This window comes from Cytobacillus depressus (assembly GCF_008923245.1).
Lineage (GTDB): Bacteria > Bacillota > Bacilli > Bacillales > Cytobacillaceae > Cytobacillus > Cytobacillus depressus.
This window is the reverse complement of the sequence record NZ_WBOS01000009.1, coordinates 13,136-38,819: the sequence shown is the minus strand read 5'-3', so window position 1 is coordinate 38,819 and position 25,684 is coordinate 13,136. Positions and strand designations below refer to the sequence as shown.

The following is a 25,684-nucleotide window of genomic DNA, read 5'->3' as shown; positions in this document are numbered from 1 at the left end:
TGGTCATATGAATGTAAACTTCTGAGAGTCATTTTCCTTATTCAAGTAATCATTAACTATCATAAGAATTGTCATTTAAAACACAAATGAATCTATCAAAAATCCATTTTAATAAAAGCAAAAAGAAAAAGCATGTATCATTCCATGTGTGAATGATACATGCTTTCTCTTTTATTAATTGGTATGCTATTTTACAGTTGGTGATACAAAAGGGAACGTCTTTCAAAACTGTACAGCTCCCCTTCTATCCAAATTTCCATTAAGCTACTTTATTCAAATAATGGGCTTACAGCCTTTTCATTGTGAATGCGATCAATGGCTTCTACAAGTAATGGAGCAACAGATAGTAAAGTAATTTTATCTATGCATTTTTCTTCATCCAGCTTAATAGTATTCGTAACAACTAATTCTTTAATAGATGAAGACTCGATTCGCTCAATAGCAGTACCTGATAGAACAGCGTGGGTGCAGCATACGTACACCGCTTTTGCCCCATTCTCTATTAAAGCTTGGGCACCCGTTGTAATGGTTCTGGCTGTGTCGATTAAATCATCGATAATAATTGCGTTTTTTCCCTCGGTATTTCCAATAATGTGCATAATTTCTGTTTCATTATGTTCCGGACGCCGGCGATCAATAAGAGCAAGTGGCACATTCAATAAATTCGCCATTTTTCGTGCCCTAACAACTCCCCCATTATGCGGTGCCACAATGACAACATCATCTAATGCTTTTTCCTTAATATAGTCTGCCAAGATTGGAATACCGGTGAGATGATCAACAGGTATATCAAAAAAGCCTTGAACTTGTGGGGAATGGAAATCGATCGTCAAAATCCTTGTTGCTCCAGCCCTAACCAATAGATCAGCAATGAGTCTGGCTGTAATTGGCTCACGAGACCGAGCTTTTCGATCTTGACGAGCATAACTATAGTAAGGCATCACAACATTGATCATTTTAGCAGAAGCCCTCTTTAAGGCATCAATCATAATAAGAAGCTCCATGATATGATCATTCGTAGGCTCTGAAGCCGATTGAACTAAAAAAACTTCACTTCCGCGGACACTCTCTTCAATACGAATTTGAATCTCTCCGTCACTAAATTGTGTAACTGAGCTTTTCCCAAGCTCACAGCCTAAAAGCTTTGCCATCTCTTCGGCTAACGGCCGATTCGAATTTAGGGTAAACAGTTTGAAATTTTCTTTAAGTGAGTAGGACACCTTTTTCCCCCCAGACATTATTCTCTTAACTTCTATATCAACTTTATATTACATGAAATAGGCTTTTTTAGAAACATTCATTAAAACAACATTAGCGGAAAAAAGAGAACATATTTCTATATCATTAGTAAGAAAAAGTCTGCTGCACAGGGAACAGGCTTTTTCCAAAGGGTTCCAATCCTGTAATTCTTTTTATCCCCCTCCTATTTAGCATGAACCCTCTAATTCATTCATAAAAATAGTTAACAAGAAAGAAACAAATAAATGTCTTTCACACGAAGATCGTGACACGATGTTCGGTCTATTGAGTAAATATTCCAAAACATTAAATTCAAATTAAATATCGGTTGAATAAAGGAAAGATTATTATAGTCTGATATAATGACAGATGCGCGTTCTTACATAAGGCCGGGATTTTATTCAAATATCGGAGGAAACAGATGGAATTTATTAAAAATTTTATTTTAAAATTTGACTTGGAACCTACAGTAGCCGAGTATCTTACAATTTTTATTAATATCCTTTTTATCGCGATTATTTGTATTGTCGCAAACTTTATCACTAAAAGGGTCGTCATTCGAGTAATCACACATATCGTGACAAAAAACAAACTCAATTGGGGTAATATGCTTATAGAGCGAAAGGTGTTTCGTAAGTTATCCCATTTGGTTCCAGCGATCATTATTAATTCCTTTTCATCCTTTTTTCCGTCTTATGAGCATTTGATTGAAAAGTGTGTCATTGCTTATATAATCATTGTGGGATTATGGGTCATTAATAGCTTATTAGATGCGATCAATGATATTTATCAAACTTATGAAATATCGAAAGAGAAGCCGATTAAAGGGTTTATTCAGGTGTCAAAGATTATTGTCTTCACCGTTGGGATCATCATAGTTATTGCAAACTTGTTAGATAAAAGTCCGTTTATACTTCTAAGCGGAATTGGGGCCCTATCTGCTGTATTGCTGTTGGTTTTTAAAGATGCCTTATTAGGACTTGTTGCAGGGATACAGTTAGCCGCAAATGATATGGTTCGTGTTGGTGACTGGATTGAAATGCCTAAACACGGAGCCAATGGTGATATTATTGATATCTCTCTAAACACAGTTAAGGTGCAAAATTTTGATAAAACGATCACCATGGTTCCAAGCTATGCCTTGACATCCGACTCTTTTACGAACTGGAGAGGCATGCGATCCTCAGGAGGAAGGCGTATTAAAAGGGCTTTATTTATCGATACCAATAGTATTTCGTTTTGCACAGATGAGATGATTGAACGATTTAAAACGATACACTTTCTTTCCGATTATATTATAGATAGAGAGCATGAGATTGCTGAGTTCAATTCATTACACGATATAAATCGAAGCAACCCGGTGAATGGTCGTGCCCTTACGAATATCGGTGTGTTTAGGGCGTATATCAGTAAATACCTACAAACTCATCCTGGAATCAATCAGGAGATGACATTAATGGTAAGACAGCTGGCACCTACTGAAAATGGCTTACCGATAGAAATTTATGCATTTACAAACACAGTCATATGGACCGTATACGAAACAACCCAGGCTGATATCTTTGACCACCTTTTTGCTGTAGCACAGGAGTTTGGTCTTCAACTTTTCCAAAATCCTTCTGGACAGGATATTAAAGCAATTGTCGATGTTTCTAAAAGGGAAAATTTGATCAGGGAAATGAATCATTAAATGTTTTTTTGTCCCCAGCTCAAAAGGATTGATCCTTTTGAGCTGAAGGGATTAACCCTCCTCTAAGTCAACTTATAGAATGCTGTTCCAGTATAATATAAGTTTGAAACTATTTTCCGGTATCATCCAGAAGTCTATTACACCGACGTAAATAATTCATTCATAATATCAAAACTATGATACCTAAACTACCGGCGCCTTTCTATTTGCACCCCTGCATAACCAACTCTATAAAAATATCCCTCAAATGTTCGTCAAATTATCTTCCTCCATTAAAATAAAGGGCTGCAAGATATCTCGCTGCTTTTATCATTTTATGTTTTCATAGCAACCTCAACATCTACAATACAACTTTTCATTAAAGAGATGAATATTTGAACTATGCTTATAATAAATTATCGATAGCAAGGCATTACAACATTGTTTATTTTAGAGGAAGTACTTTTGATGGCATCAGTCATAACGAGGATTTCCATTAGCTTTAAAGCCCTTGAATTAATAACTCCCCTCTTCCTCGACACTTCCTTCTATAATGAATTTGAATCTCACCTCTGAATTGTGCTGGCAATATGTTCTTTGGATGAGGAAAAAGCTAAACTAAAGGTTCAAGAAAAATTGGTAACCGGTGAATAATCGAATAAATGTCTTTCATACGGGAAAAAATAACCAATACCGACTTTTAATGGAGGGCTTTTTATGAATTTTGCGGATATATTCATTATCGCGGGATTTGTCATTCTAATGCTCATAATTTCTGGGCTTGTGATATTTCTAATATATATGCTTATTTTTGATCGGAATCAAAAGAAGCATTCTATTTTAAGAAATTATCCCGTCCTTGGCAGGATACGCTATTTCTTTGAAAAAATTGGCCCGGAAATGCGGCAATATTGGTTTAATAGTGATACGGAAGGAAAGCCGTTTTCAAGGGATGATTACGAGCATATTGTAAAAAGTGCCAAATATTTACGGGATGTTATCGGCTTTGGTTCAAAACGCGATTTTGACGAAGAGGGTCTCTATGTTCGCAATGATATGTTTCCAAAATTAGCAGAAGAAATGAAAATGGATCGTAACACATTGGTCGCAACAAAAAGATATATCTTGATGAAGGATCCGCTACTTTCACAAAGGGAAGAAAAATGGGAAGATGAAGATTCCAATGCCTATTTACTGCACGAAGATGATGCGGTTGTAATTGGTCCGAATACAGAGCATCCATTCGTCTTAAAGGGTTTGATCGGCATGTCGGCGATGAGTTATGGTGCACTAGGAAAAAATGCAATTACCTCCCTTTCAAAAGGATTAGGCATGGCGAAAGGAACATGGATGAATACGGGCGAAGGCGGCCTCTCCCCCTATCATTTAGAGGGCGGAGTGGACATTATCATGCAAATTGGCCCAGCGATGTTCGGAGTGCGTGATCCTAACGGGGAAATGGATTGGGAAGAATTAAAAAGAAAAAGTAAGATTCCGCAAATAAAAGCATTTGAAGTCAAGCTTGCTCAAGGTGCTAAAACTCGAGGCGGTCATATTGATGCAGAAAAGGTGAATCCCGAAATTGCTGCCATACGGAAAGTGGAACCATACAAATCAATTGATAGTCCAAATAGATTTATTCAGTATAGTGATGTTCCTTCGATATGTGATTTTATTGAAGAGATTCGAAATCAATCCGGAAAACCAGTAGGATTAAAGTTAGTTGTCGGAGGGACAGATAGTGTTCAAGAATTGGCAAAATATATGAAGGAAACGGGAAAAGGGCCGGATTTTATTACAGTGGATGGCGGTGAAGGAGGCACAGGTGCATCCTATCAGGAACTGATTGATAGTGTTGGTTTGCCCATTCGATCTGCCCTCCCTATTCTTGTATCGACACTAGAAAAATACGGCGTTCGTGATCGTGTAAAAATTATTGCATCTGGTAAGCTATTTACCCCTGACCGAATTGCGATTGCCTTAGCAATGGGAGCCGACCTAATCAATATTGCACGGGGATTTATGATTACAGTCGGATGTATACAAACATTGAAATGTCATTCAAATGCCTGTCCTGTCGGAGTGGCTACAACTGATCCTGATTTGCAAAAGGCACTTGTCATTGATGAGAAAAAGTACAGAGTGGTTAATTACCTTGTAAACTTGAGAAAGGGACTTTTTCGAATATCAGCAGCTGCTGGTATCGAATCACCCGTACATTTTCAGCCAAGGCATATTATGTATAAAGATGAAAAAGGAATCGTCATTCCATTAGAAAGCATTATTAATGATATTCAAGGGCAAATAAAAACGAGTTAATGGCACGCTCTGCATTCAATTTAATGCAGTAATAAGTACTGGGCAACTGGCACTAATGTTCTTTGGCATTAATTCAATTATTCCAACTTGCTCGGACTATTAAATTAAACACCCAAAACATCAAATTTAAAAGTGATTATTGATGACTTTCAAAAAAAGGGCTAATTAAACAATTGGAACAATAAAAATAGAGCCTGTCTCTACTATCGACAGGCTCTTTTATTTCGAAAAATTCGCTTTTCCGTCAGCGGCCAGTGTAAAATCTAGCCAAACATTTTTACTTCACTGACCTTTTTCAGCCTTGTACTCTTACCCTTACCAAATAAAATCCATGAATGAGGGATGTAATTGTAAGTAAACCTAACAATCCCCCAACTTCCGATAAACATGATTACAAAGGTAGCAACTTGCCAACCATGGAACAATACCGGTGTTCCTCCCGGCAACATTTTTCGGAGGAAAAATAAAAACAGTGGATGGATTAGATAGATGCCAAATGAAACAGCTCCAAACTCCGTTAGTATCTTTTTTGCCCGAAATTTGAAACTCTCCTTGGCAAAGTTCGCCAATAAAAGTATGGATAAACTGGCAAAAAGCGCGTTGCCGCTCCAAGAAAATTCATAAATCATATTTGACAATGAAATTTGCTCGGTCCTTGTAAAATACATAATTAAAACATAAGTACATGATATAAAACCATAGAGAAACAAAACCCCGCCTAATAAAAAAATGCTCTTTCTCCAGTTTTTCATCCATTCTTTCATTCGGAAATAATAGATTCCGCAAAATGCTCCTGCAAAATAAAACATGAAATAAGACAGTGAAATAGATCCCTTTTCTGTGATGTGGAAATATTTAGAGTTTAAAATCACCCATGTCCATTGAATGATGAAGCCCAACGGTATTGACCATTTTCTTATTAAAGGAAATCTCTTGAATACGATTAAAACTATAGGGAAAATTAGGTAAAATTGTACATTTATAAAAACAAAGTATAAATGCGTATATGCTTGACCTGTTGCCAGTAGTTTCAAGAAATTAACACCCTGTCGGCCTAAATCATCAAAACCGTAATAAAAATACATATTCATCACATAGTAAATAATCGAAAATACTAGGTAAGGAATTAAAATATAGGTAAATCTTTTTTTGTAAAACCTTTTTAACGATTCCCAGTCAATCGGTTTGTTGTTGTAAGAATAGAACAATACGAAACTGCTCAAAAATATAAATGTTGGGGTCCCTAATTTCCCAAACACATTAAAGAAATTATATATAAAGTACATAAAAGAATGTGTTGAAGTCCCCTCTAGGCCTGTGGAACTAGAGTGAACAGCAAGAACCCCGAATATAGCAAAAGCTTTTGCTAAATCCAACTCTTCTAAATGACTTTTCCCCTTCAATTATATCACCAAATTTCCTTTTTTTGTCGCGCAGTGAAGAACGTCTTTCCGTTCGCCAGTTTAAAAAATTTAGTTCTGCTAAATTATAGTGTGGCACCTAATACATTCTTAAAATGCGTAAGTCCCCAAATTTATCCTCACGAGTTGAATATTTAATATAACGGACACTTCGAGGCTTTTACCCGCTTGAAGTGTCCGTTATCGACATTCTAATGGAAACTCTAGCATCTTTCCCGCTTCAAATATCTATCAAATTATCTTCCGCCATTAAAAAAATATGGCCTCAAGTCTGTTCTTTTCGTGTATATCATCTTAAATCTTAATATCAATTTTCACATTTTTCTTTAGCTCTTCAATCTGCTGAGCGAGTTTTTCCTGCTGTTTTTGCTGTTGAAGAGATTGTTTGATTTTTGATTTTAATTCTTCAAGCTTTGGAACTTCTTGACCTGTGCTCTTTCCTTGTTCCACATATTGATCATACGTGTTTTGAATTTCTTCATCGGTTATTTCACCAACCGCCACTTCTTTCTCAACGTATTGTTTAAATTTAATATCGTCAGCTATTTGAGTTTGAAGTGTTTTCATATCCATGCCGGATTTTTTTAGAGCAGCTTCGAATTCTTTTTCTGTTTTAAACAGTTTTTTCGTTTCGTCCAACTGCTTTTTAATATCTGCCTCTGATGCTTTATAGCCTGTTTTATCTGCCTCTTGAAGAATAAGAGTTTGTCCGACTAAGCTATCAATTGTTTGGTTTTTCAATTGCTCTGCAGCTTCTTTGGAAGTCGGATCTTGCCCCATTTGCAGCATTTGTCCTTGTGTAGATGCTAAGACGCTGTTGTAGTCGCTTCCTAAAATTTCTTTATCATTCACTATAGCGACAATTTTCTTATCATCTACTTGCTGCGCTTCTAATTTCTTTTGCATTTCTTCCATTTGCTTTTGCTGTTCCTTCTGCTGTTCGGTTTCCGCTGTTTTTGCTTTATCATCATTTTTAACTTCTTTTCCTTCTTCATTTCCTCCGCATGCTGCTAAAACAACGGCCATTAGACCGGTTATTAATATTAACATCATTTTTTTCATAATAGTTCTCCTTCCTTAAGCTAGAAGTATAATTTTTTCCCAAAAATCATCTAGTGTGCAGTATAAATTAAATTTTTCGGAAAAGAAACCTTATGCGGCCTTTCTTAAGATTTGTAACAGAGTTGAAACGTTTATGATACAGGAATACCGTTAACAGTATGTTCTTTTTATTCAATAAATTCTCGAGGAATCAATGGTTCTATGTCTCTGGGTGATTATTTTTATACCCAAACCTTATTCGGGATGTATTACTAACTTTTAAGGGATATTTCTTAGACATTAGGAATGATTTCTTTTATTATGAGCAGTTAACAGTTCGTTTAAAAATAAGAAGCTTTCCTTTTCTCTTTTCGCTCAAAATGATAGTGCAAGCCATACTTACAGATTTCTTTAGTCCAATTAAATATAAGCTCTTATCTTTATCACTTGCTTCAAATTGTAGTTGAAAAATATCATTCTCATAAGTAATTAATCCCTTTGAACTTTCACTCCACTTAGTCATTGTTGAGCTTACACTGACTTATTTATTTGAAGAAACTGATTTTCGGTCATTATTAAGCAATAATTATTTCTTTTTTCGAAATTTTTGAATTTTATATTTCAAATTGAGGGAAAATTGTGTAAACTGAAGTAAGCATGCATGTAAATATTTCTGAAAGTAATTAAAATTAATGCCTGTTTTCGTTTTCGAAATCATTTCAGTGAGGAGGTTTTTTAATGCAACAAAACAAAGTTGTGCTGCAACAATCTTTAAAATCCCGCCATATGTCTATGATTGCTCTTGGCGGTGTTATTGGAGCTGGTCTATTTGTTGGCAGCGGAGCCGCTATTCATAAGACAGGTCCAGGTATTTTAGTATCCTATGCCATTGCAGGTACTCTCGTATTCTTAATCATGAGGCTGCTTGGCGAGATGGCCACTGCAAATCCGACAAGTGGATCATTTTCCGAATATGCACGGGATACAATCGGCCCATGGGCTGGTGTAACTGTGGGATGGTTATATTGGTTTCAATGGGTTGTCGTCATTGCTATTGAAGCAATTGCGGGGGCAGCGATCATCCATTTATGGTACCCAGAGTTACCGATGTGGTTTCTTACTTTTGCATTAACCCTTTCACTGACTTTAACAAACATTTATTCAGTCAAATCTTTTGGTGAATTTGAATATTGGTTTGCTATGATAAAGGTAGCGAGTATTATTGCCTTTTTAATTCTAGGAGTATCTATCATTTTTGGATTTTCATCAAGTTCTTCAGTGGGAGTAACAAACCTTGTGCAAAATGGCGGATTTTTCCCACATGGAATTAGTGCTGTCTTCCTTGGGATTATCACAGTCTTTTTTTCTTTTGCAGGAACAGAAGTTGCCACGATTGCTGCTGCAGAATCGAAGGATCCGGTGAAATCTGTTGGTAAAGCTATTAACAGTACAATTATGCGTGTATTGATCTTTTATATCGGATCAATAGCAGTAGTTGTAACTTTACTTCCTTGGGATTCAGCCAATGTTTTACAAAGCCCATTTGTAGCTGTTTTGGAATATCTAGAAATCCCCTTTGCCGCTCATATCATGAATTTTATCGTATTAACAGCTGTACTATCATGTTTAAATGCCGGTTTATACACAACATCACGAATGATGTTTTCTTTAGCTAATAAAGGTGACGCACCAAAATATTTTTTGAAATTGAATAAAAAAGGAGTCCCTGCAAGAGCCGTTTTTGCATCCACTATTTTTTCATACGTGGCTGTCATCATGAGTTTTATTTCACCTGAAGTCGTCTTCCTTTTCTTAGTTAATTCATCTGGAGCGATTATTTTACTCGTCTATTTGGTCATTGCCTTCTCGCAGCTGAGAATGAGAAAAAAATTAGAAAGAGATAATCCTGAAGCATTAAAAATGAAAATGTGGTTATATCCGTATTTAACATATGCAACGATCATAGGCATTATTGCCATATTAGTTTCGATGGGATTGATTGAATCTACACGGAGTCAGCTATATTCGACGCTGATTTTGACGTTTTTAATCATTGTTTGTAATCATTTATTCAGAAAAAACAAAAACAACGTGGAAGAACCCACCATTAACCCAAATAAAAAGCTTAACTATTAAAGAAACAAACAGTCATGTGCTTTTTTACATGGCTGTTTTGTTTATCTTGCGATCTATCTGAACTTTGCAATCCTGAATGTGTTAAAATGGAAAAAATATAAATATCTTTTCACGTGTAGGAGGCTTATTAGAAAATGCCGAACGTATATCATAATATTGCCGGAAAAATGGATCAAATGAGCAAATCACAAGTTAAAATTGCTAAATATATTTTAGAACATCCAAACACAGTGCCCTTTTTAACAGTTGAAAAGTTAGCAAAAATGGCCAATGTGAGCGATGCTACGGTCGTACGTTTTGCTACATACCTTGGTTATTCTGGATATCCTGAACTTCAACAGTATATGCAAGACTCTGTTCAACAACAACTGACAACGACAGAGAGATTAAAGATATCGAATCAAGTGTATGATCAGGAAGAAAAAGGAGTTTACGAGATTTTCCAGGATGATATAGCAAATATTAAATCCACAATGGAGAAATTGGATGTAGATGCTTTCCATAAAGCAGTAGAGCATTTACTAAAAGCAAAAAGAGTTTACATCATCGCAAATCGAAGCGCGATGTCATTAGGTGTATTTCTCCAATATTATCTTCATATGATATTGGACAATGTAGAATTACTTCAATCCATTGAGACGTCATCTGAACAAATATATAAAATAAATAAAGATGATGTAGTTATTGGGATTAGCTTTGCTCGCTATACAAAAAGTACCATTCGGCTATTCTCTTATTCAAAAGCAAAAAATGCAACAACCATTGCAATAACAGACAATTTATTGTCTCCCCTTATCCCACATGCAGATATTTCACTTACTGCATCAAGTCAAATGCCAACATTTATCGACTCATTTGTTGCACCTTTAAGTTTAATTAACGCTTTAATCACGTTCGTTGGCAAGGAAAAGCAAGAAGTTTTTTATGAACGGTTAGAAATACTTGAAAATATTTGGAGCCATTTTGATATTTTTCATACAAAGCAGAAATAACGTACAAACGCCCTATGATATTTTTGTAATAATTAATTCAAGCAGGGTTAAAATAGGTAATTATTATTGCAAAAATCCAATGATTCAAATACTATTAATATATAGGTTTGAATTTTCAGAACAGTTTATAAACCTAGTATATACTGCAAAGGATGTGCTTCGATTGTTGAAAGTTGCCGCAATACAGCTACAGGCTTATCCGAGCCAAAGGGAAACGAATATTAATAATTGCATACAAATGGTGGAGGAAGCTGCAAAGCAAGGAGCCGAGTTAATTGTTCTACCCGAACTTTGGATCAGTGGCTATTATTTATCGAAAGAGGAATTTCAATTGTTTGGGGAAGCTCCTACAGGAAAGACTGTTGGATTGTTCCAGGACCTAGCAAAGAATTTAGGCACAGTACTAGTTGTTCCATTTGTTGAAGTGGAAAATGAACAGCTCTTTATTGCTTTAGCTGTGATTGAAACAACTGGCGAGGTAATAACAACTTACCGTAAAGCGTTTTTATGGGGCAGAGAGAAAGACATATTTACCCCAGGAGAGAGAGTATTTAATCCAGTCGAAACATCGAAGGGCAAAATTGGCGTTCTAATTTGCGCAGATATAGAATTTCCTGAGCCGAGCCGGATTCTAGCCTTGCAAGGAGCAGATCTTATCGTTGTTCCATCTGTTTGGAGTTATGGAGCCGAAACAAGATGGGATATTCAACTTCCAGCACGTGCTCTAGATAACACAGTGTTTATTCTAGGTGTAAATACGGTAAATGAAGGAAGCTGTGGAAAGAGTAAGCTCGTTGCTCCGAATGGAGAAGTACTTTGTGAAGCACCAAGAGATGAAACTTCTATTTTAATCCATGATGTTGATTTTTCTTTGATTCCAAAAACTAGAATCGATGTTCCTTATTTAGATGATTTAGATAAGGATTTATATCCGGCGACTATTAAAACAAAGTTACCTGTATAATGCAATTTGAGAAAGAGGATGCGCTAGAAAACAGCATCCTCTTTCCATATGTAAAACAAACATAAACTTACTTCAAATTCCCCTACTCTACTAGAAAAGCAACTGCCAATAAGAGTCATCCTTCATATGTCTAAATTATCAAAAAAGTTAATTCTTTCAAACTAATTAGTCTTCACAAAATGGAAAAAAAGTTGTATTATGAAATATATATTTCATAAATTTATTAAATATGAAATTTAAATTTCTATAAATGAGGTGGATAGTGATGACAGTAAGCAGTGTAAGTAATGAAGTAGAAGAGTATATGAAAAAAACTCCGAAATCCAGGGAGTTTGCATCAGAAGCCCATAAGGTCATGCCTGGCGGTGTGACTGCGAATATTAAGTCTTTTGATCCTTACCCAATAATAATGGAAAAAGGAAAAGGGGCTTATTTGTATGATATAGATGGTAACAAATATATAGATTACCTTCTCTCTTATGGCGCCTTAATGCTTGGTCATGGACACCAAGACATTGTTCAAGCTATCCAAGCGCAAATGGAGGAAAATGGAACCTTCTTATTCGGCACACCTCACCAGCTTGAAATTGAGATGGGTAAGAAAATTCAACAGCTCTACCCGAGTATGGAAATGGTTCGCTATACGAATTCTGGTACAGAAGCAACTCTTCTGGCAATCCGAATGGCATATGCGCATACAGGTAAATATAAAATTGCTAAGTTTGAAGGGCATTATCATGGAGGGTATGATCAGGTACTGTTAAGTGTCAATCCCCCCGTCCACGCTGCAGGTCCATCCAATGAACCAATTCCGGTTGTTGAATCTAAAGGTGTGGATCCGTATCATGAGGAGCATACTGTCATTCTTCCATTTAATAATCTTGATGCAACAGCTGAAATTTTAAGGAAAAGAAAGGATGAAATTGCCGCTGTTATTCTTGAGCCAATTCAAGGCGGATTTATTCCAGCCGAGCAATCTTTTATGGATGGATTAAGAAAGATTACTAAAGAATTAGAAATCCTGCTTATTTTTGATGAAGTGAAGACTGGATTCCGCCTTGGGCTTGGCGGAGCGCAATCTATATTCAATATTCAACCTGACATCACAACACTCGGAAAAGTTGTTGGTGGAGGTTTCCCTGTTGGTATCATCGGTGGAAAAAAAGATATTTTAATGGTCAGTGCGCCAACCTCTTCTTCTGATGTATTTGATAGCAGCCAAAGTAAAAAATCAAGTGCCAAGGATGTTCTTTTTCACAGCGGTACATATAATGGCCACCCAACGATCCTTGCTGCAGGGTTAGCCACGATTAAAGTGCTAGAAGATGAAATTGATCAAGTACTTCGAAATACTGAAAAATTAAAAACAGGTATTTGTAGCCTATTTGCCAAGCGTGGAATCGCAGTGCAAACGGTAGGTTTAGGCTCTATATTTAACGTCGTTATTACAGAGAAAGAAAAGATTTTTAACTACCGCGACTTCCAGCATTCGAATTTTGCCTTAAGAAAAAAATTAGACTTCCACCTGCTAACGGAAGGGATTTATACGAAGCCATTAAATCGCTACAGCATGGCTACCGTTCATGGAGAAAAAGAAATTAATTACACACTTGAAGCTTATAATAAAGTATTAACTAAATTAGTTTAAGAAATATGTATTTAAAAAAATCAGCAAAGCCGATCAAAATCTCAACGGCTATGCTGATTTTTTTAATCCACATAATATGTTCCTACCCTTGACGTTAATAGTCAGAGAAAATGGGATTGCTCCCTATTTTATGGAATTAAAGGAGAAAAAGAGTTGAATGAAACGTTAAGAAGTGAAGTAGCTGCCTTTAAATATGACTTAATCGCCCAATTGTTCTGTGACAACTACAGGTTGTGGAGAGGTATGCCCTTTTAAAGGAAATTGCCAATCAATTAATCCATCAAAAATAGTCTTCCCGCCATGAGAAGACTATCATTAAATTATTTATTAGCAAATAAGTGAATCTAAATCTCTTGGATAATAAGTTAACATTTCTATTCCACTATCTGTTACTAATACCGTATCTGAATGTCTAAATCCACCAAGACCTTTGACATAAATTCCTGGTTCGACCGTAACTACCATACCAGGTTCAATAATTGAATGATCACCTAAATCAAAAAATGGAGCCTCATGGCCAAGCAATCCAATGTTATGACCTGTATGATGACGTGTTAATTCAGTGGTTCCTTCTTCTTTAAAATATTTCTGAACTGCCTCTTCGACAGACGAATAGCTTGCTCCTGGTTTTATAGCCGAAAATGCGACATCCTGCGCCTCATACATATAATTAAAATATTTTTCTTGCTCTTTTGATACTTCCTCAACAAACATTGTTCTTTCAAGTTCACTATGATAGCCAAATACGTCTGCCCCAGCTCCAGTTACCAATGTATATCCTTTTGCCATTACAATATTTTGAGTCACAGCATGAGGAAAAGCAGATTCTGGTCCAACTTGTCCTCTAAAGATTGCTCGTGCAGTGTTACCATGAGGTCTATAATCTGGTCCTAATGTTTCTATCATTGCCATCGTAGCTTCCATTGAAGCTCTACTAGTAATCTCAATTTCACTTAAACCTATTTTCGTATACTTTTGCAACAAGCGGTGTGCTAGATTTCCCCATCGACAAGACTCTTTAATAAGTTCAATTTCATTTGGTGATTTAATAAAGCGCATCTCTTCAATAACACCATAAATTGAAACAAAATTTTTCACTTCTATTAATTTATCTACTGACGGCCCCCGATATCCTTGGGAGGAGCCATAACCTAAAGAATCATAGCCGACCGTTTTCCCACCCACTCCAAACTTTTGCAATACTTCTTTGAAGTATTGCATTGGGTGCTTAATTCCAGGATATTCAGGATAGGAATGTACATAGTCGACAACACTGTATTCCTCTGCATGTTCATGTTCTAATTCAGGTACAAAAAGATGAACTTTTTTGTTTGCGTCAATGATTAAACCGATTGGCCGCTCTGTAGGATGAAAGTGAAAACCAGTTAAATAAAATATATCTGTTACTCCAAAAATTATTGCAGCATCACAATCCCTTTCTTCCAATTTTTTAATGAATTTATTTTGCCGCTCAATCATTTCGAATTTAGGTATAGATAATAGCATGATTTTTTTCCTCCTTATTATTTTTTTCTGTATATAAGTGGCAGTTAACAGCATGATTTTCCCCGAATGTTACCTTCTCTGGAGTGACTTTTGAACAAATATCCATAACATGAGGACATCTAGTATGGAACGAACAACCTGATGGGGGATTTGCTGGACTTGGTACATCACCTTTTAAAACAATACGCTCTTTTTTCTCTCGCGGGTGTGAGCTTGGAACAGCGGATAATAAGGCCTGCGTATAAGGATGTTTCGGATCCCTAAATAATTCTTCTGTTTCGGAAATCTCTACTATTTTCCCTAGATACATTACCGCTACCCTGTCAGTCATATGTTCAATTACACTAAGATCATGTGAAATGAATAAGTATGTTAATCCAAATTCATCTTGTAAATCTAACAATAAATTTATGACTTGTGATTGTACTGATACATCAAGGGCAGAAACTGGTTCATCGGCCACGATAAAGTCTGGCTGAAGTATAACGGTTCTTGCAATACCAATTCGTTGACGTTGACCTCCTGAAAATTCATGAGGATAACGATCTAAATGTTCTCTAGACAATCCGACGATTTCGAGAATTTTGATTATTTCCTTTATGCGATCTTTTTTAGGAAATCGATTATGAACACGAATAGGCTCCATTAATATTTGTCTGATTGTTTTTTTAGGGTTTAGAGAAGCATATGGATCCTGGAAAACCATCTGCATTCTTTTGCGTAAAGACCTCATTTCTTCATATTTAAGAGATAATATATTCTTACCATTAAATGCAACTTCTCCAGAAGTTGCATCAGTTAATCTAAGAATGGCTCTTCCAGTCGTTGATTTTCCACAACCAGACTCACCAACTAAAGCAAATGTTTCTCCCCTTCTTATTGAAAAGCTGACATCATCTACAGCACGAACTATTATTTTTTCTTTAAATAATCCCTGTGAAATCTCAAAGTGTTTCTTAAGGTTCTTAACCTTTAGTAACGGTTGTTCTTCCAATTTAATCACCTCCCTCATATGTATCATTTAACCAACATTTACTTAGATGTTCCCCTATTTGAAAAACAGGTGGAGATTCAACATGACACGGAGTAAAAGCATGTGGGCACCTATTTGCAAAAGCACAACCTTTTGGTATTTCATTTGGCTTTGGAACTTGCCCCTTGATTGAATATAGACGATTTTTACGTGTGTTTTTTGACGGCAAAGATTTTATTAATCCTTGTGTATACGGATGTCTAGGATTATCGAATAGCTCATTCACTTCAGCCATTTCAACAACCTCTCCAGCATACATAACGACTACCCTGTCACACATTTCTGCTACAACGCCTAAATCATGCGTTATTAGTAATAAACTCATATCATTTTTAGTTTTTATATCTTTCATTAGCTCTAGTATTTGGGCTTGAATTGTCACATCAAGCGCTGTAGTAGGTTCGTCCGCAATCATTAATTTAGGTTGACATAATAAAGCCATTGAGATCATTATCCTTTGTCTCATTCCACCAGATAGTTGATGGGGATATTCATTTATTATTTGTTCTGCACGGGGAATACCAACTTGTTTTAATACATTTATAATTGATTCAGTAATTTCATTTTTTGTCATCTTTTTATGTTGAATTAATGGTTCACTAAGCTGTTCTCCAATTGTAAATACTGGATTCAAAGATGTCATTGGCTCTTGAAAAATCATAGAAATTTCATTTCCGCGCAGCTTCTGAAATTGCCTTTCACTAAATGTTGTTAATTGTTTACCGTTAAATATAATATCACCATCAATAATTTCACTAGATCCTTCCGGTAGTAGACCCATAACGGATAAAGCTGTCACACTTTTTCCACTACCAGATTCTCCAACAACCCCCAATGTTTCTCCTTTTTTTAAAGAGAAATTCACTCCCCTGATAGGTTGAACTTTCTCTTTACCTCTCCTAAATTGAATTTTCAAATTTTTTATTCTGAGAATTTCATCCGACATTTGTATAACCACCGTATCATTCTCCTTTTAGCTCTGGGTCAAGTGTATCCCTCAGCCAGTCTCCAAATAAGTTAACCCCCAAAGCCGCGATTACGATTGCTATTCCAGGAAATGTAATGAGCCACCAAGAACTAAAAATATAATCTTTCCCTTCATTTAGCATATTTCCCCATGCTGGTGTAGGAGGTTGAACTCCAAATCCTAAAAAACTGACCGAAGCTTCAGCAATTATATAAGTCGCAACCTGTAAAGAGGCAAGAATAATCATCGGGGTAAATAAGTTAGGAACGATATGTTTCACAAGTATCTCAAGTCTAGATACACCTGTAGCGATACATGCAGTAATAAATTCTTGTTCTCGAAGGGCAAGTACTTCACTTCTAATTACTCGAGCAAATATTACCCAGCCACCTATTGCTAACGATATAATTATATTTCTAAGACCTGTTCCAATAATTGCGTTAACAACAAGAACTAAAAGAATAAAAGGAAAGCTCAGTTGAACATCAACAATTCTCATTAACACAATATCAATAAAACCTCTAAAATAACCGGCAATAATCCCAACTATAGTTCCGAATATTCCAGCAATTAGAACCGTAGAAACCCCAATCAATACAGAAACTCTTGCACCTACAATTAAGCGGGAAAGTATATCCCTTCCAAGGTGGTCAGTACCTAATAAATGACCATCTGTTAATGGCGGTAATAATTTTTTACTAAATTCAGCATAGAGTGGATCATATGGTACTAGCCATTGGCCAAAAATGCTAACGAATAGTAAAAGGACAATAATAAGGAACCCTAACATTCCGGTCCAGCTTCTCGATAGACTAGAGAAAAAATAGATTATTTTTGAGGTCTTCTTATATTCTATATAGTCATTTTCCAGTATATATTTACTCTCTGGAAGGGCCATTTATTTCACCTACTTCACTCTAATTTGTGGATTTACATAAGCATATAAAACATCCGCAACAAAATTAATAACTGAATAGAATACGGCAATAAGGAATACACCAGCTAAAACAATTGGAAAATCACGATTCAGCAATGATTGCATTAATAGCCTACCAAGACCCGGCCAAGCAAAAACAACTTCTGTTATAACAGCCCCACCAAGTAATACACCTAAATCTAAAGCAACTAGAGTAATGATTGGTATTAATGAATTCTTTAATGCATACCGCATAATGAGTCGAAAGGTAGGTGCTCCCGCTGCCTTAGCCGTTCTAATATAATCTTTCCTTAATACATCGAGCATTGTTGATCTAGTAAATCTAGTAAATCTCGCAACACTATACGATGCTAATGTTACTGTAGGTAAAATCAAATGTACCGGTGTACCTCCACCGCCTGAGGGCAATATTTTAAGTTGTGCTGCAAAAAAATAGATTAATAACAAACCTAGCCAAAAACTTGGTACAGCCTGTCCCATAACCGTTAAAGCAACACCGATTTTATCAAAAACAGTGTTACGTTTGTATGCAGAAAGTACCCCTAATGGGATTGATATGATTAAAGAAAGAATTAGTGCGGATATAGCTAGTTGAGATGTCGCTGGGATCCGATCAAGAACTAATTGTAATGCATCCTCGTTACTTCTTAATGAATCACCAAAATCTCCTTGAATAGCATTAATCATAAAGTCTCCATATTGAACATAGAGAGGTCGATTAAATCCATACGATTCTTTATAAGCTTCTATTTGTTCTTTTGAAGCGTCCTGAGGTAAGAAAAGTGAGACCGGATCACCAGACAAGCGAATTAAAAAGAAAACAGCAGTAAGTACTAAAAGCACTACTAAACCAACCTGTAAAAGTCTTTTGATAACAAAGTCTAGCATTAAAAGCTCCCCTCTTTACCTTTACGATTATATTGTAAAAATTGAGGTAGGAAAAATCCTACCTCATAAGATTTATATGTTTATTTCCAGGACATATCAAAAGCATGAAAATATTCATCAACTCTTGGTTCAAAATTTAAATTTTCACGAATTGCATATAAATCGGCTTGTTGCCATAACGGTACCCAAGCGGCGGCCTCTACTAGCTCATGCTGTACTTTTTCAAATGCTTCATATCTTTTTTCTTCATCAAAAATTTCATTGGCAGCATAAATATGTTCTTCGATTTTTTCATCATAAAAGCTACTATAAGGTGCCACTTTCGTAAATAAATTTTCTATCGTAGATTGTGCTTCATAAGCTGGGCCCCAGCCTAATATATACATATCTCCCACTTTTCTATTTTGAATTTTCTCCAAATGAGTACCCCATTCATTAACTTGTACGTTTACCTCTACTCCAATTTTTTGAAGTTGGGAGGCAATTCCCTGTGCGACGTGTGAATCCATCGGATATCGACCCCTAGGAGTTTCTAAAGTAAGTGAAAGATCCTTAGGTTCATATCCAGCCTCTTTTAATAGCTCAATAGCTTTATCTGGGTCATACCCGTAATCTGCTGTTTCAGTATAACCTGAATTTATTATCGATAAAGGACCTGTCATCTTAGTACCATGACCATTCAAAATAGAGTTTAGTAATTCATCGACATCAACTGCATAATTGATTGCTTTCCGAACTCGAATATCTTGCATTGGACCTTCCGTAAGAGTATTTAATGCTAAATAATTTATTCGTGAGGAAGCTACATCGGCAATTTTAGAATTAGCAGAATTCTCAATTTCACTAATAGAGTCTACTGGAATATTTTTGAATAAATCAATCTCACCACTTAAGAATGCAGATAACCTTGCACTAAATTCTGGGATATAACGAAACTCTAATTTTTTAATATTTGGAGTTCCTTGCCAATAATCTTCATTAGCCTCTAATTTCAAATGATTATCGCGAACCCAATCAGTAAGTTTATAGGGTCCTGTACCAACCGGTTTTTTTGCAGCTACATCATTTCCAACTTCTTTAACATAGCCAGGTTCCATTATTAATAAATCTGAAGCCACATACTGCAATAAATTTGGAAATGGCTTAGATGTAATAATTTCAACTTCCGTAGGTGAAAGAACTTTAACTTCCTTAACATTAGCCCAGCGTGATCGATAAAAAGATCCATTTTTCTCATCTAAAATAAAATCGATATTAAATTTCACTGCATCTGCATTGAAGTCTGCACCATTATGGAACTTAACGCCTTCCCTTAATTTTATGCGCCATGTTAGGTCGTCAATGTTCTCCCAGCTAACCCCTAATCCAGGAGTCAGCTCCCCTGTTTTGGGATCGCGATTTATTACTGAATCATATATGTTTCTTATTTGAGCAGTTGTAATATAATTGACATCCCAATTAGCTAATAGTGTTGTAGCATCGGACTCAAAACCAATTACAAGACTATCTTTTTTATCCGTTTTACCATCTTTTCCTTGAACTGAAGTATTTTTATTTGTGGTGGTGCCGTCTCCACTTGTGCCCGCTGTACAGGCAGTTAACATTAGTACGGTGCATATTGCAAAAAAAAATGAAATAGCCTTTTTCATATTTTTCACCCTTTGTTATTTTATTTACCTAGTATTTGTTCAATTTTTTCCATTGATTTTAATGATATTTTTATATCTTTCTTGTCAAGATGTTCTATCATTTTTTGGACACTTAGACTTGCCCTATTAGCTAAATCCCTTAATTCCTCTTCACCTTTACTTGTAATCTTTAAATATTTGATGCGCCGATCTACTTCGGAAGAAACTCTTATGATGATATTTTTATTCTCAAACGAATTTAATATTCTACTAATATAGCCTTTGTCTAAATGGAAATATTTCGCTAAATAAGATGCCGTACAAGTGTCGATTCTATTAATTTCGAACAATACCATTGCTTCTGTAGCGGTGAAAGGGCTCTCTTTGGAATACATCGAAATAAGCCCCATTTTTCTGACATAAAACCTATTAAATTGTTTTATTCTCTGCACTTTCAGCAATATTCAATATTTTCCCCCTTTTCTGTATTTTGTGTACATTTTAATAATTATTATTGCTTATGTCAACTTTATTTTCTATAATTAGTAATGAATTCTTTGTTATTAGATTAATAAATATTTAATGGGACTATTTCTATAAAAAACTAGATTCTAATTATCTATCAGTTCGTATTATTAAGGAGAGTCTTAAAATGCCCCCCAACCTCACGGAACCCTTCACTTTAATTTAAATCAAACAATAAACAGTAACTGAAAGCCACGCTGAAAAAAGCATGAGCAGTTGTTGGAAATGATCACCCACTCGTTAGCAATACAATTATTGTCAATTGAAAAATCCAATTCATAAACTTATAGGGATTTTTAAAAAAGGATTTATCAGTTTAAAGTCCTTTTTAAAAATAAATTTTTAAGTATATAGGAGGAAAATGATGCTAAATCAAAAAAATGTACCACATGCAGCTAATCGGGATTGTGGGGAAGGACCGTTTGACAAGTTAGTATTAAAAGGAGCCATTCTAATTGATGGGACGGGCGCCCCAGCCGATGGGCCAGTCGATATTCTTATTAAAGGAAACCGAATTAAGGAAATTGCTGTTGGCGGATTGTCAGAAGGTGCACTTGAAGGTGCTCATATAATCGATTCAAATGGGATGTACGTAATGCCTGGATTCGTTGACACACATGCACACATTGGCGGAACTAGACAGGGCGTTTCGGCTGACTATGTGTACAAACTTTGGATGGCTCACGGGGTAACAACAGTTCGAGATCCAGGATCCTTTAATGGCGCAGATTGGACAATCTATGAAAAGGAACGAAGTGCTAAAAACGAAATTGTTGCCCCACGGATTTATGCCTATACATGGGAACATAATTGGGATAAACTTGATGGCTCATTAACACCATCTGACGCTTATGATTTTGTTCATTGGGCAAAGGAAAAGGGACTTGATGGATTTAAATTTATTAATAGATGGAATCCGCAAGCCATTAAAGCGGTTATCGAAGAAGCAAAAAAACAAGGCTTAGGAACTATGGCACATTTATCCCAAACTACTGTCCCTCGTCTTGATGCTTTGGAGGCGGCCCGTTGGGGTCTCGGTTCTTTAGAACACTGGTATGGATTACCAGAAGCATTATTCAATAATCGCACTGTTCAAGATTACCCTGATTATTATAACTATTCCAATGAACATAATCGTTTCAGCCAAGCGGGAAGACTTTGGAAGCAAGCTGCTTCACCTTACACCGAAAAATGGAATAAAGTTATGGATGAACTTATTGAACTTGATTTTACAATGAATCCGACATTTGCCATTTATGAAGCTGCTCGCGACGCGGCAAGAGCTCAAACTGCTGAATATCATGAGGATTACACGATGCCTTCTTTATGGGAATACTATCAGCCAGATCCTAAAAAGCATGGGTCATTTTTCTCCGATTGGACAACAAAAGATGAGATTGAATGGAAGGAAAACTACCGTCTGTGGATGGCATTTATTAATGAATTTAAAAATCGCGGCGGAAGAATTTGTACAGGTTCGGATTCCGGATTTATTTATAAAACTTATGGCTTTGACTATATTAGAGAACTAGAACTGTTACAAGAAGCTGGTTTCCATCCTTTAGAAGTAATTAGGTCAGCTACCATGAAGGGGGCTGAGCTTTTAGCTAAAGAAAATGGAACAACTATGGAATTTGGAATAATCCAGCCGGGAATGTTAGCAGATATTGTGATAGTTGAAGAAAATCCACTACACAATTTCAAAACCCTCTACGGAACAGGTTCTATGAAAATCAATCCTAAAACTGGAAAAGTAGAACGTGTAGGCGGGGTGAAATATACCATTAAAGATGGAATAATTTTTGATGCTAAGCAGCTGTTGGCAGACGTAAAAGAAATGGTAAAAGAAGCAAAAGCAAACAGGGTTTTAGTATAATAATTTAAGGGTTTTGACTAATATGCAAGAAAAACGGTGATTTTACTTACTCACATGCGTTTATCACCGTTTTCTATTTTTTATAGGTAGTAAATTATTCATTAGTGTTGCTTTAATTAAATTCCACTCCATGCATAAATATAAAAAGTTTTAGCTTTTCTTAATTAGGCTGCTCGCGATGACCGCAACCTTTGCCGGTTCCCCTGGTAAACAGCCAGCAATTGTAAGTGCTCAAAATCATTGATAAATTGACTAAACCCGCTTCTGCTTAGGAACGCGCCAGATAATATAAATAGGAAGACAAATGTGGCGGAAATGCCGATTGCTATTCCAAAAACTCCATAAGTAATCAATAATTCTTTTCACACTGAACCCACCATTTCCGAACACACCCGGAATAATTGATCCAAGGAAATTGTATAAAAGAAATATTAATTCCAGGATTGCCAAATTCCCCACTACTTTTTTGGGCTGTCTACTCTACATGGGTAAGTTCACATGTAAGGGCTTTTATTTTATCTTTAATCTATTTTTCTAAGGAGAATCCACCTTTGTACCTAAACTCAGGTTGAATAATATTTATCCCTAAACAGTTCTGTTTACTCATCTTACTATCGAAATAGTTTGAAGCGTTCTGAATATACTTCTCCTCGATTAAAATTCGGGATAATTTCTCCAAATCTCCTTTACTTTCATCCAGTGCTTTTTCTAACATTCTAATATTTACAATTTTATATGTGCTTCTATCAAGAAGACCACTTCCCACCGAAATATTTGTTAAAACAAAATAAAAATAGTTAATAGGTGTTTCACTAAAGTTATTTCCGAATGCTTTCTTAAGTGTTTGTGAAGTACTTTCTTCCAATGCATTTTTATATGTTGGCAACTGTTTCTTTAATGCTTTTTCCAATGATTTTTCTTTCTTGGTAATTTCCGATGGAGTGAAGGGTTCAATTATCCATTTTAATTCGAAACAGATTAAAGTTTTGGAATTTTCATCAAAAACAATATAGTCTATATCAGATCCAGGAATATTGACTGAATCTTTTTTATACTTGTAGTTATTAAAAACATAATTTAGTCTATCGATAAATATATCTTCTCTTCTAGAATCATCAGTCGGAACCTTCACTCCATGGTTTTGGTAGTGACTGATGTATTTATCAAACACTTGAAGACTATATCTTTCCGGTTCATGAGTTAATATTATATTAGCAATAACAATGTACCTTGAATCAGGTAATTGTACAATTGGTTCGGAGATAAGTGATGAATGAATTACACCAAGCTTCTTTTGTCCATTATAACTAAACATCTCAAGCAAATTACCAACAATTTCATAAGTTAAAGTTCTCAATTTCCATTTACTTGGATTTATTTCTAATATCCTAAAGTCGTCTAGTTTATCATGAATTAATTTCTTTTTACCAGTAGCTAGTATTTTGAATAAGTTGTAATTATGTTCTTTTATTTCCCAAGCGTCATTATATATATGGAACCAAAATTCTTTTAATTGTCTAATTGAATATCCTAGTACACTGTAATCATCAGGTAATTCAAACTCAATGTTTAGAAAATGATTAGCATGATACCGGCCATTAATATATCTTTTAAGCTTCTTACCGCTTGCTATTGCATTAGCAAACCATTTAGCCTTATTTTCTCTATAATCTGTTATTAATAAATTATTAACATTTTCATAAAACTCAATTTCCTTACTTGCGTAATTAAATTGTACCGTTTTATTTTCTAAAATTTCGGCTTTAAATATATTAAAATGTTCTGATAAAAATGCAACATTTGATTGATGTACTTCATATACCTTATCAAAATAATCTTGAAATATACTAAATGTAATATTGCCAATATCACTATCTTCAATATAATCTTCTTCCCAAACCCATTTTGTAATTTCTGCAACTATCTGAGTAATTTTAGTGTCACTTTCTATAAATGAATTCTTTAATATTAAATGTCTGTAAAATAATTCTTCATAATACCTACAATAAAATATTATAGTGTTATTACTTCCTACTTTACTAATAACGTCTTTAAAAAATTCTTTTTTAAGTTTATTTACATTTTCTAAATTTTTGCCAGAAATCGATTTAAGAGTTTCCAAGAATATCTCCACCTATTAACAATAATCTTCTAATGATGACTTGACAATATTTTCTCGCTTGCATTCTTTTCAAGATAGTTAATTCGCAATAATGGAATATTGTTATTATGACAAAATTTGTTCTTATTTGCATCATTTTCTTGTCTATTTCAAAATGCTTCTTCACCCCAAAGAGGCGATTAATAATCCGCTGATGGCATATTCAATCCCCAAAAACGGGCGTTATTTACTTTTTTCAAGCAAATTTTCATTATGGAACTTTGTTTGTACAAGGAAATCAAGCATTTTATTGGACAATGAATGTGAAGGCTATTGATTCGTTCGATTCTGTATTCTGTTAGAAATAGAGAAAACGAAAAGTATCAAGTGTACGCCTTTGAGGACACAACAAAATTACGCAAAGACATAGCAATTCTCACTGGCCATGAATTCGATGAAAATTTTTAAAAATAGCATTCTCGGATTGTGGCCCCTGGAAATGGCGGCTTTGTATGTCGTCTTATTTTGGAATGCTATTTTTCCATATGATGAGGAAGTACACAGCAGAGCAAAATTTGCTAAAGACAAATCAGAAATCAAAGCAACGGCAATTAAACAGATGCAGATAGAATACATACAGGAACATCACTAAACGTTAGTGCTTCGTCACTGGCGGTTTTATTATGTTTTCCCTTTAATTCTAGACAAAAAATTACTAAAGAAAACTAACAACGAGCTAAAGTATAGCAAATGTCTTTAACGAATAAATAAAACGATACCGACTAGGTATCGTT

Annotated in this window: 19 protein-coding genes; 8 read left to right on the top strand and 11 right to left on the bottom strand. The window is 35.4% G+C overall.

Annotated features, from left to right (window positions below; all coding sequences use genetic code 11):
• Nucleotides 1-269 precede the first annotated feature (269 nt).
• A complete protein-coding gene (locus F7731_RS16880) occupies nt 270-1,238 on the bottom strand; it encodes a ribose-phosphate diphosphokinase (RefSeq protein WP_151535981.1) in 969 nt (322 codons plus the stop codon).
• A gap of 422 nt (nt 1,239-1,660) precedes the next feature.
• Here F7731_RS16880 and F7731_RS16875 point away from each other — a divergent pair, with 422 nt between their 5' ends.
• On the top strand, nt 1,661-2,929 hold the full coding sequence (locus F7731_RS16875; protein ID WP_151535980.1) for a mechanosensitive ion channel family protein: 1,269 nt from the start codon (nt 1,661-1,663) through the stop codon (nt 2,927-2,929).
• 696 nt (nt 2,930-3,625) lie between these two features.
• Complete coding sequence (locus F7731_RS16870) at nt 3,626-5,227, top strand: FMN-binding glutamate synthase family protein (protein ID WP_151535979.1); 1,602 nt, start codon at nt 3,626-3,628, stop codon at nt 5,225-5,227.
• Between the two features lie 263 nt (nt 5,228-5,490).
• Here the strand turns inward: F7731_RS16870 and F7731_RS16865 are convergent, their stop codons facing one another.
• Together F7731_RS16865 and F7731_RS16860 are read right to left on the bottom strand one after the other, a co-directional pair.
• Nucleotides 5,491-6,630, bottom strand: a complete 1,140-nt coding sequence (locus tag F7731_RS16865) for an acyltransferase (RefSeq protein WP_151535978.1) — start codon at nt 6,628-6,630, stop codon at nt 5,491-5,493.
• Nucleotides 6,631-6,942: 312 nt separating this feature from the next.
• The gene (locus F7731_RS16860) at nt 6,943-7,710 is read right to left on the bottom strand and encodes a SurA N-terminal domain-containing protein (RefSeq protein ID WP_151535977.1); all 768 of its coding nucleotides are present in this window, start codon (nt 7,708-7,710) and stop codon (nt 6,943-6,945) included.
• Between the two features lie 717 nt (nt 7,711-8,427).
• On the opposite strand from F7731_RS16860, the gene F7731_RS16855 reads away from it, so the two are divergent.
• The 4 genes from F7731_RS16855 (at nt 8,428) to F7731_RS16840 (ending at nt 13,429) form a co-directional block, all read left to right on the top strand.
• A complete protein-coding gene (locus F7731_RS16855; RefSeq protein WP_151535976.1) occupies nt 8,428-9,825 on the top strand; it encodes an amino acid permease in 1,398 nt (465 codons plus the stop codon).
• Between the two features lie 134 nt (nt 9,826-9,959).
• Nucleotides 9,960-10,817 (top strand): MurR/RpiR family transcriptional regulator, encoded by an 858-nt coding sequence (locus F7731_RS16850; protein WP_151535975.1) that lies wholly within the window; start codon nt 9,960-9,962, stop codon nt 10,815-10,817.
• Between the two features lie 163 nt (nt 10,818-10,980).
• Entirely contained in the window at nt 10,981-11,781 is an 801-nt protein-coding gene (locus tag F7731_RS16845) for a nitrilase-related carbon-nitrogen hydrolase (protein WP_246197255.1), read from the top strand.
• A 265-nt stretch (nt 11,782-12,046) separates the two neighbouring features.
• Nucleotides 12,047-13,429 (top strand): aspartate aminotransferase family protein, encoded by a 1,383-nt coding sequence (locus F7731_RS16840; protein WP_151535973.1) that lies wholly within the window; start codon nt 12,047-12,049, stop codon nt 13,427-13,429.
• 327 nt (nt 13,430-13,756) lie between these two features.
• On the opposite strand, the gene F7731_RS16835 is transcribed toward F7731_RS16840, so the two are convergent.
• The 7 genes from F7731_RS16835 to F7731_RS16805 all read right to left on the bottom strand — a co-directional run bounded on the left by F7731_RS16835 (nt 13,757) and on the right by F7731_RS16805 (nt 20,783).
• Nucleotides 13,757-14,935, bottom strand: coding sequence for a M24 family metallopeptidase (locus F7731_RS16835; RefSeq protein ID WP_151535972.1), 1,179 nt, complete (start codon nt 14,933-14,935; stop codon nt 13,757-13,759).
• Nucleotides 14,916-15,929 (bottom strand): ABC transporter ATP-binding protein, encoded by a 1,014-nt coding sequence (locus tag F7731_RS16830; RefSeq protein ID WP_246197253.1) that lies wholly within the window; start codon nt 15,927-15,929, stop codon nt 14,916-14,918. The genes F7731_RS16835 and F7731_RS16830 overlap by 20 nt, the downstream gene beginning before the upstream one ends.
• Nucleotide 15,930: 1 nt before the next feature.
• On the bottom strand, nt 15,931-16,914 hold the full coding sequence (locus tag F7731_RS16825; RefSeq protein ID WP_151536061.1) for an ABC transporter ATP-binding protein: 984 nt from the start codon (nt 16,912-16,914) through the stop codon (nt 15,931-15,933).
• A gap of 16 nt (nt 16,915-16,930) precedes the next feature.
• Entirely contained in the window at nt 16,931-17,833 is a 903-nt protein-coding gene (locus tag F7731_RS16820) for an ABC transporter permease (RefSeq protein WP_151535970.1), read from the bottom strand.
• A 9-nt stretch (nt 17,834-17,842) separates the two neighbouring features.
• Nucleotides 17,843-18,760, bottom strand: a complete 918-nt coding sequence (locus tag F7731_RS16815; RefSeq protein WP_151535969.1) for an ABC transporter permease — start codon at nt 18,758-18,760, stop codon at nt 17,843-17,845.
• Between the two features lie 80 nt (nt 18,761-18,840).
• The gene (locus F7731_RS16810) at nt 18,841-20,409 is read right to left on the bottom strand and encodes an ABC transporter substrate-binding protein (RefSeq protein ID WP_151535968.1); all 1,569 of its coding nucleotides are present in this window, start codon (nt 20,407-20,409) and stop codon (nt 18,841-18,843) included.
• Nucleotides 20,410-20,429: 20 nt separating this feature from the next.
• Entirely contained in the window at nt 20,430-20,783 is a 354-nt protein-coding gene (locus F7731_RS16805) for a MarR family winged helix-turn-helix transcriptional regulator (protein WP_170289731.1), read from the bottom strand.
• Nucleotides 20,784-21,277: 494 nt separating this feature from the next.
• On the opposite strand from F7731_RS16805, the gene F7731_RS16800 reads away from it, so the two are divergent.
• The gene (locus F7731_RS16800; RefSeq protein WP_151535966.1) at nt 21,278-22,789 is read left to right on the top strand and encodes an amidohydrolase family protein; all 1,512 of its coding nucleotides are present in this window, start codon (nt 21,278-21,280) and stop codon (nt 22,787-22,789) included.
• A gap of 526 nt (nt 22,790-23,315) precedes the next feature.
• Here the strand turns inward: F7731_RS16800 and F7731_RS16795 are convergent.
• Nucleotides 23,316-24,911: a hypothetical protein gene (locus F7731_RS16795; protein ID WP_151535965.1), complete on the bottom strand. Its 1,596-nt coding sequence runs from the start codon at nt 24,909-24,911 to the stop codon at nt 23,316-23,318.
• A gap of 478 nt (nt 24,912-25,389) precedes the next feature.
• On the opposite strand from F7731_RS16795, the gene F7731_RS26535 reads away from it, so the two are divergent.
• The gene (locus tag F7731_RS26535; RefSeq protein ID WP_170289730.1) at nt 25,390-25,542 is read left to right on the top strand and encodes a hypothetical protein; all 153 of its coding nucleotides are present in this window, start codon (nt 25,390-25,392) and stop codon (nt 25,540-25,542) included.
• The last annotated feature ends 142 nt before the right edge of the window (nt 25,543-25,684 follow it).

Bases quoted from the DNA above. Each gene is read 5' to 3' on its own strand.
- F7731_RS16800 (WP_151535966.1), top strand. From the start codon at position 21,278: ATGCTAAATCAAAAAAATGTACCACATGCAGCTAATCGGGATTGTGGG.
- F7731_RS16840 (WP_151535973.1), top strand. From the start codon at position 12,047: ATGACAGTAAGCAGTGTAAGTAATGAAGTAGAAGAGTATATGAAAAAA.
- F7731_RS16810 (WP_151535968.1), bottom strand. From the start codon at position 20,409: ATGAAAAAGGCTATTTCATTTTTTTTTGCAATATGCACCGTACTAATG.
- F7731_RS16870 (WP_151535979.1), top strand. From the start codon at position 3,626: ATGAATTTTGCGGATATATTCATTATCGCGGGATTTGTCATTCTAATG.
- F7731_RS16835 (WP_151535972.1), bottom strand. From the start codon at position 14,935: ATGCTATTATCTATACCTAAATTCGAAATGATTGAGCGGCAAAATAAA.
- F7731_RS16855 (WP_151535976.1), top strand. From the start codon at position 8,428: ATGCAACAAAACAAAGTTGTGCTGCAACAATCTTTAAAATCCCGCCAT.
- F7731_RS16850 (WP_151535975.1), top strand. From the start codon at position 9,960: ATGCCGAACGTATATCATAATATTGCCGGAAAAATGGATCAAATGAGC.
- F7731_RS16860 (WP_151535977.1), bottom strand. From the start codon at position 7,710: ATGAAAAAAATGATGTTAATATTAATAACCGGTCTAATGGCCGTTGTT.
- F7731_RS16825 (WP_151536061.1), bottom strand. From the start codon at position 16,914: ATGTCGGATGAAATTCTCAGAATAAAAAATTTGAAAATTCAATTTAGG.
- F7731_RS26535 (WP_170289730.1), top strand. From the start codon at position 25,390: ATGGCGGCTTTGTATGTCGTCTTATTTTGGAATGCTATTTTTCCATAT.
- F7731_RS16820 (WP_151535970.1), bottom strand. From the start codon at position 17,833: ATGGCCCTTCCAGAGAGTAAATATATACTGGAAAATGACTATATAGAA.
- F7731_RS16815 (WP_151535969.1), bottom strand. From the start codon at position 18,760: ATGCTAGACTTTGTTATCAAAAGACTTTTACAGGTTGGTTTAGTAGTG.
- F7731_RS16875 (WP_151535980.1), top strand. From the start codon at position 1,661: ATGGAATTTATTAAAAATTTTATTTTAAAATTTGACTTGGAACCTACA.
- F7731_RS16805 (WP_170289731.1), bottom strand. From the start codon at position 20,783: ATGTATTCCAAAGAGAGCCCTTTCACCGCTACAGAAGCAATGGTATTG.
- F7731_RS16880 (WP_151535981.1), bottom strand. From the start codon at position 1,238: ATGTCTGGGGGGAAAAAGGTGTCCTACTCACTTAAAGAAAATTTCAAA.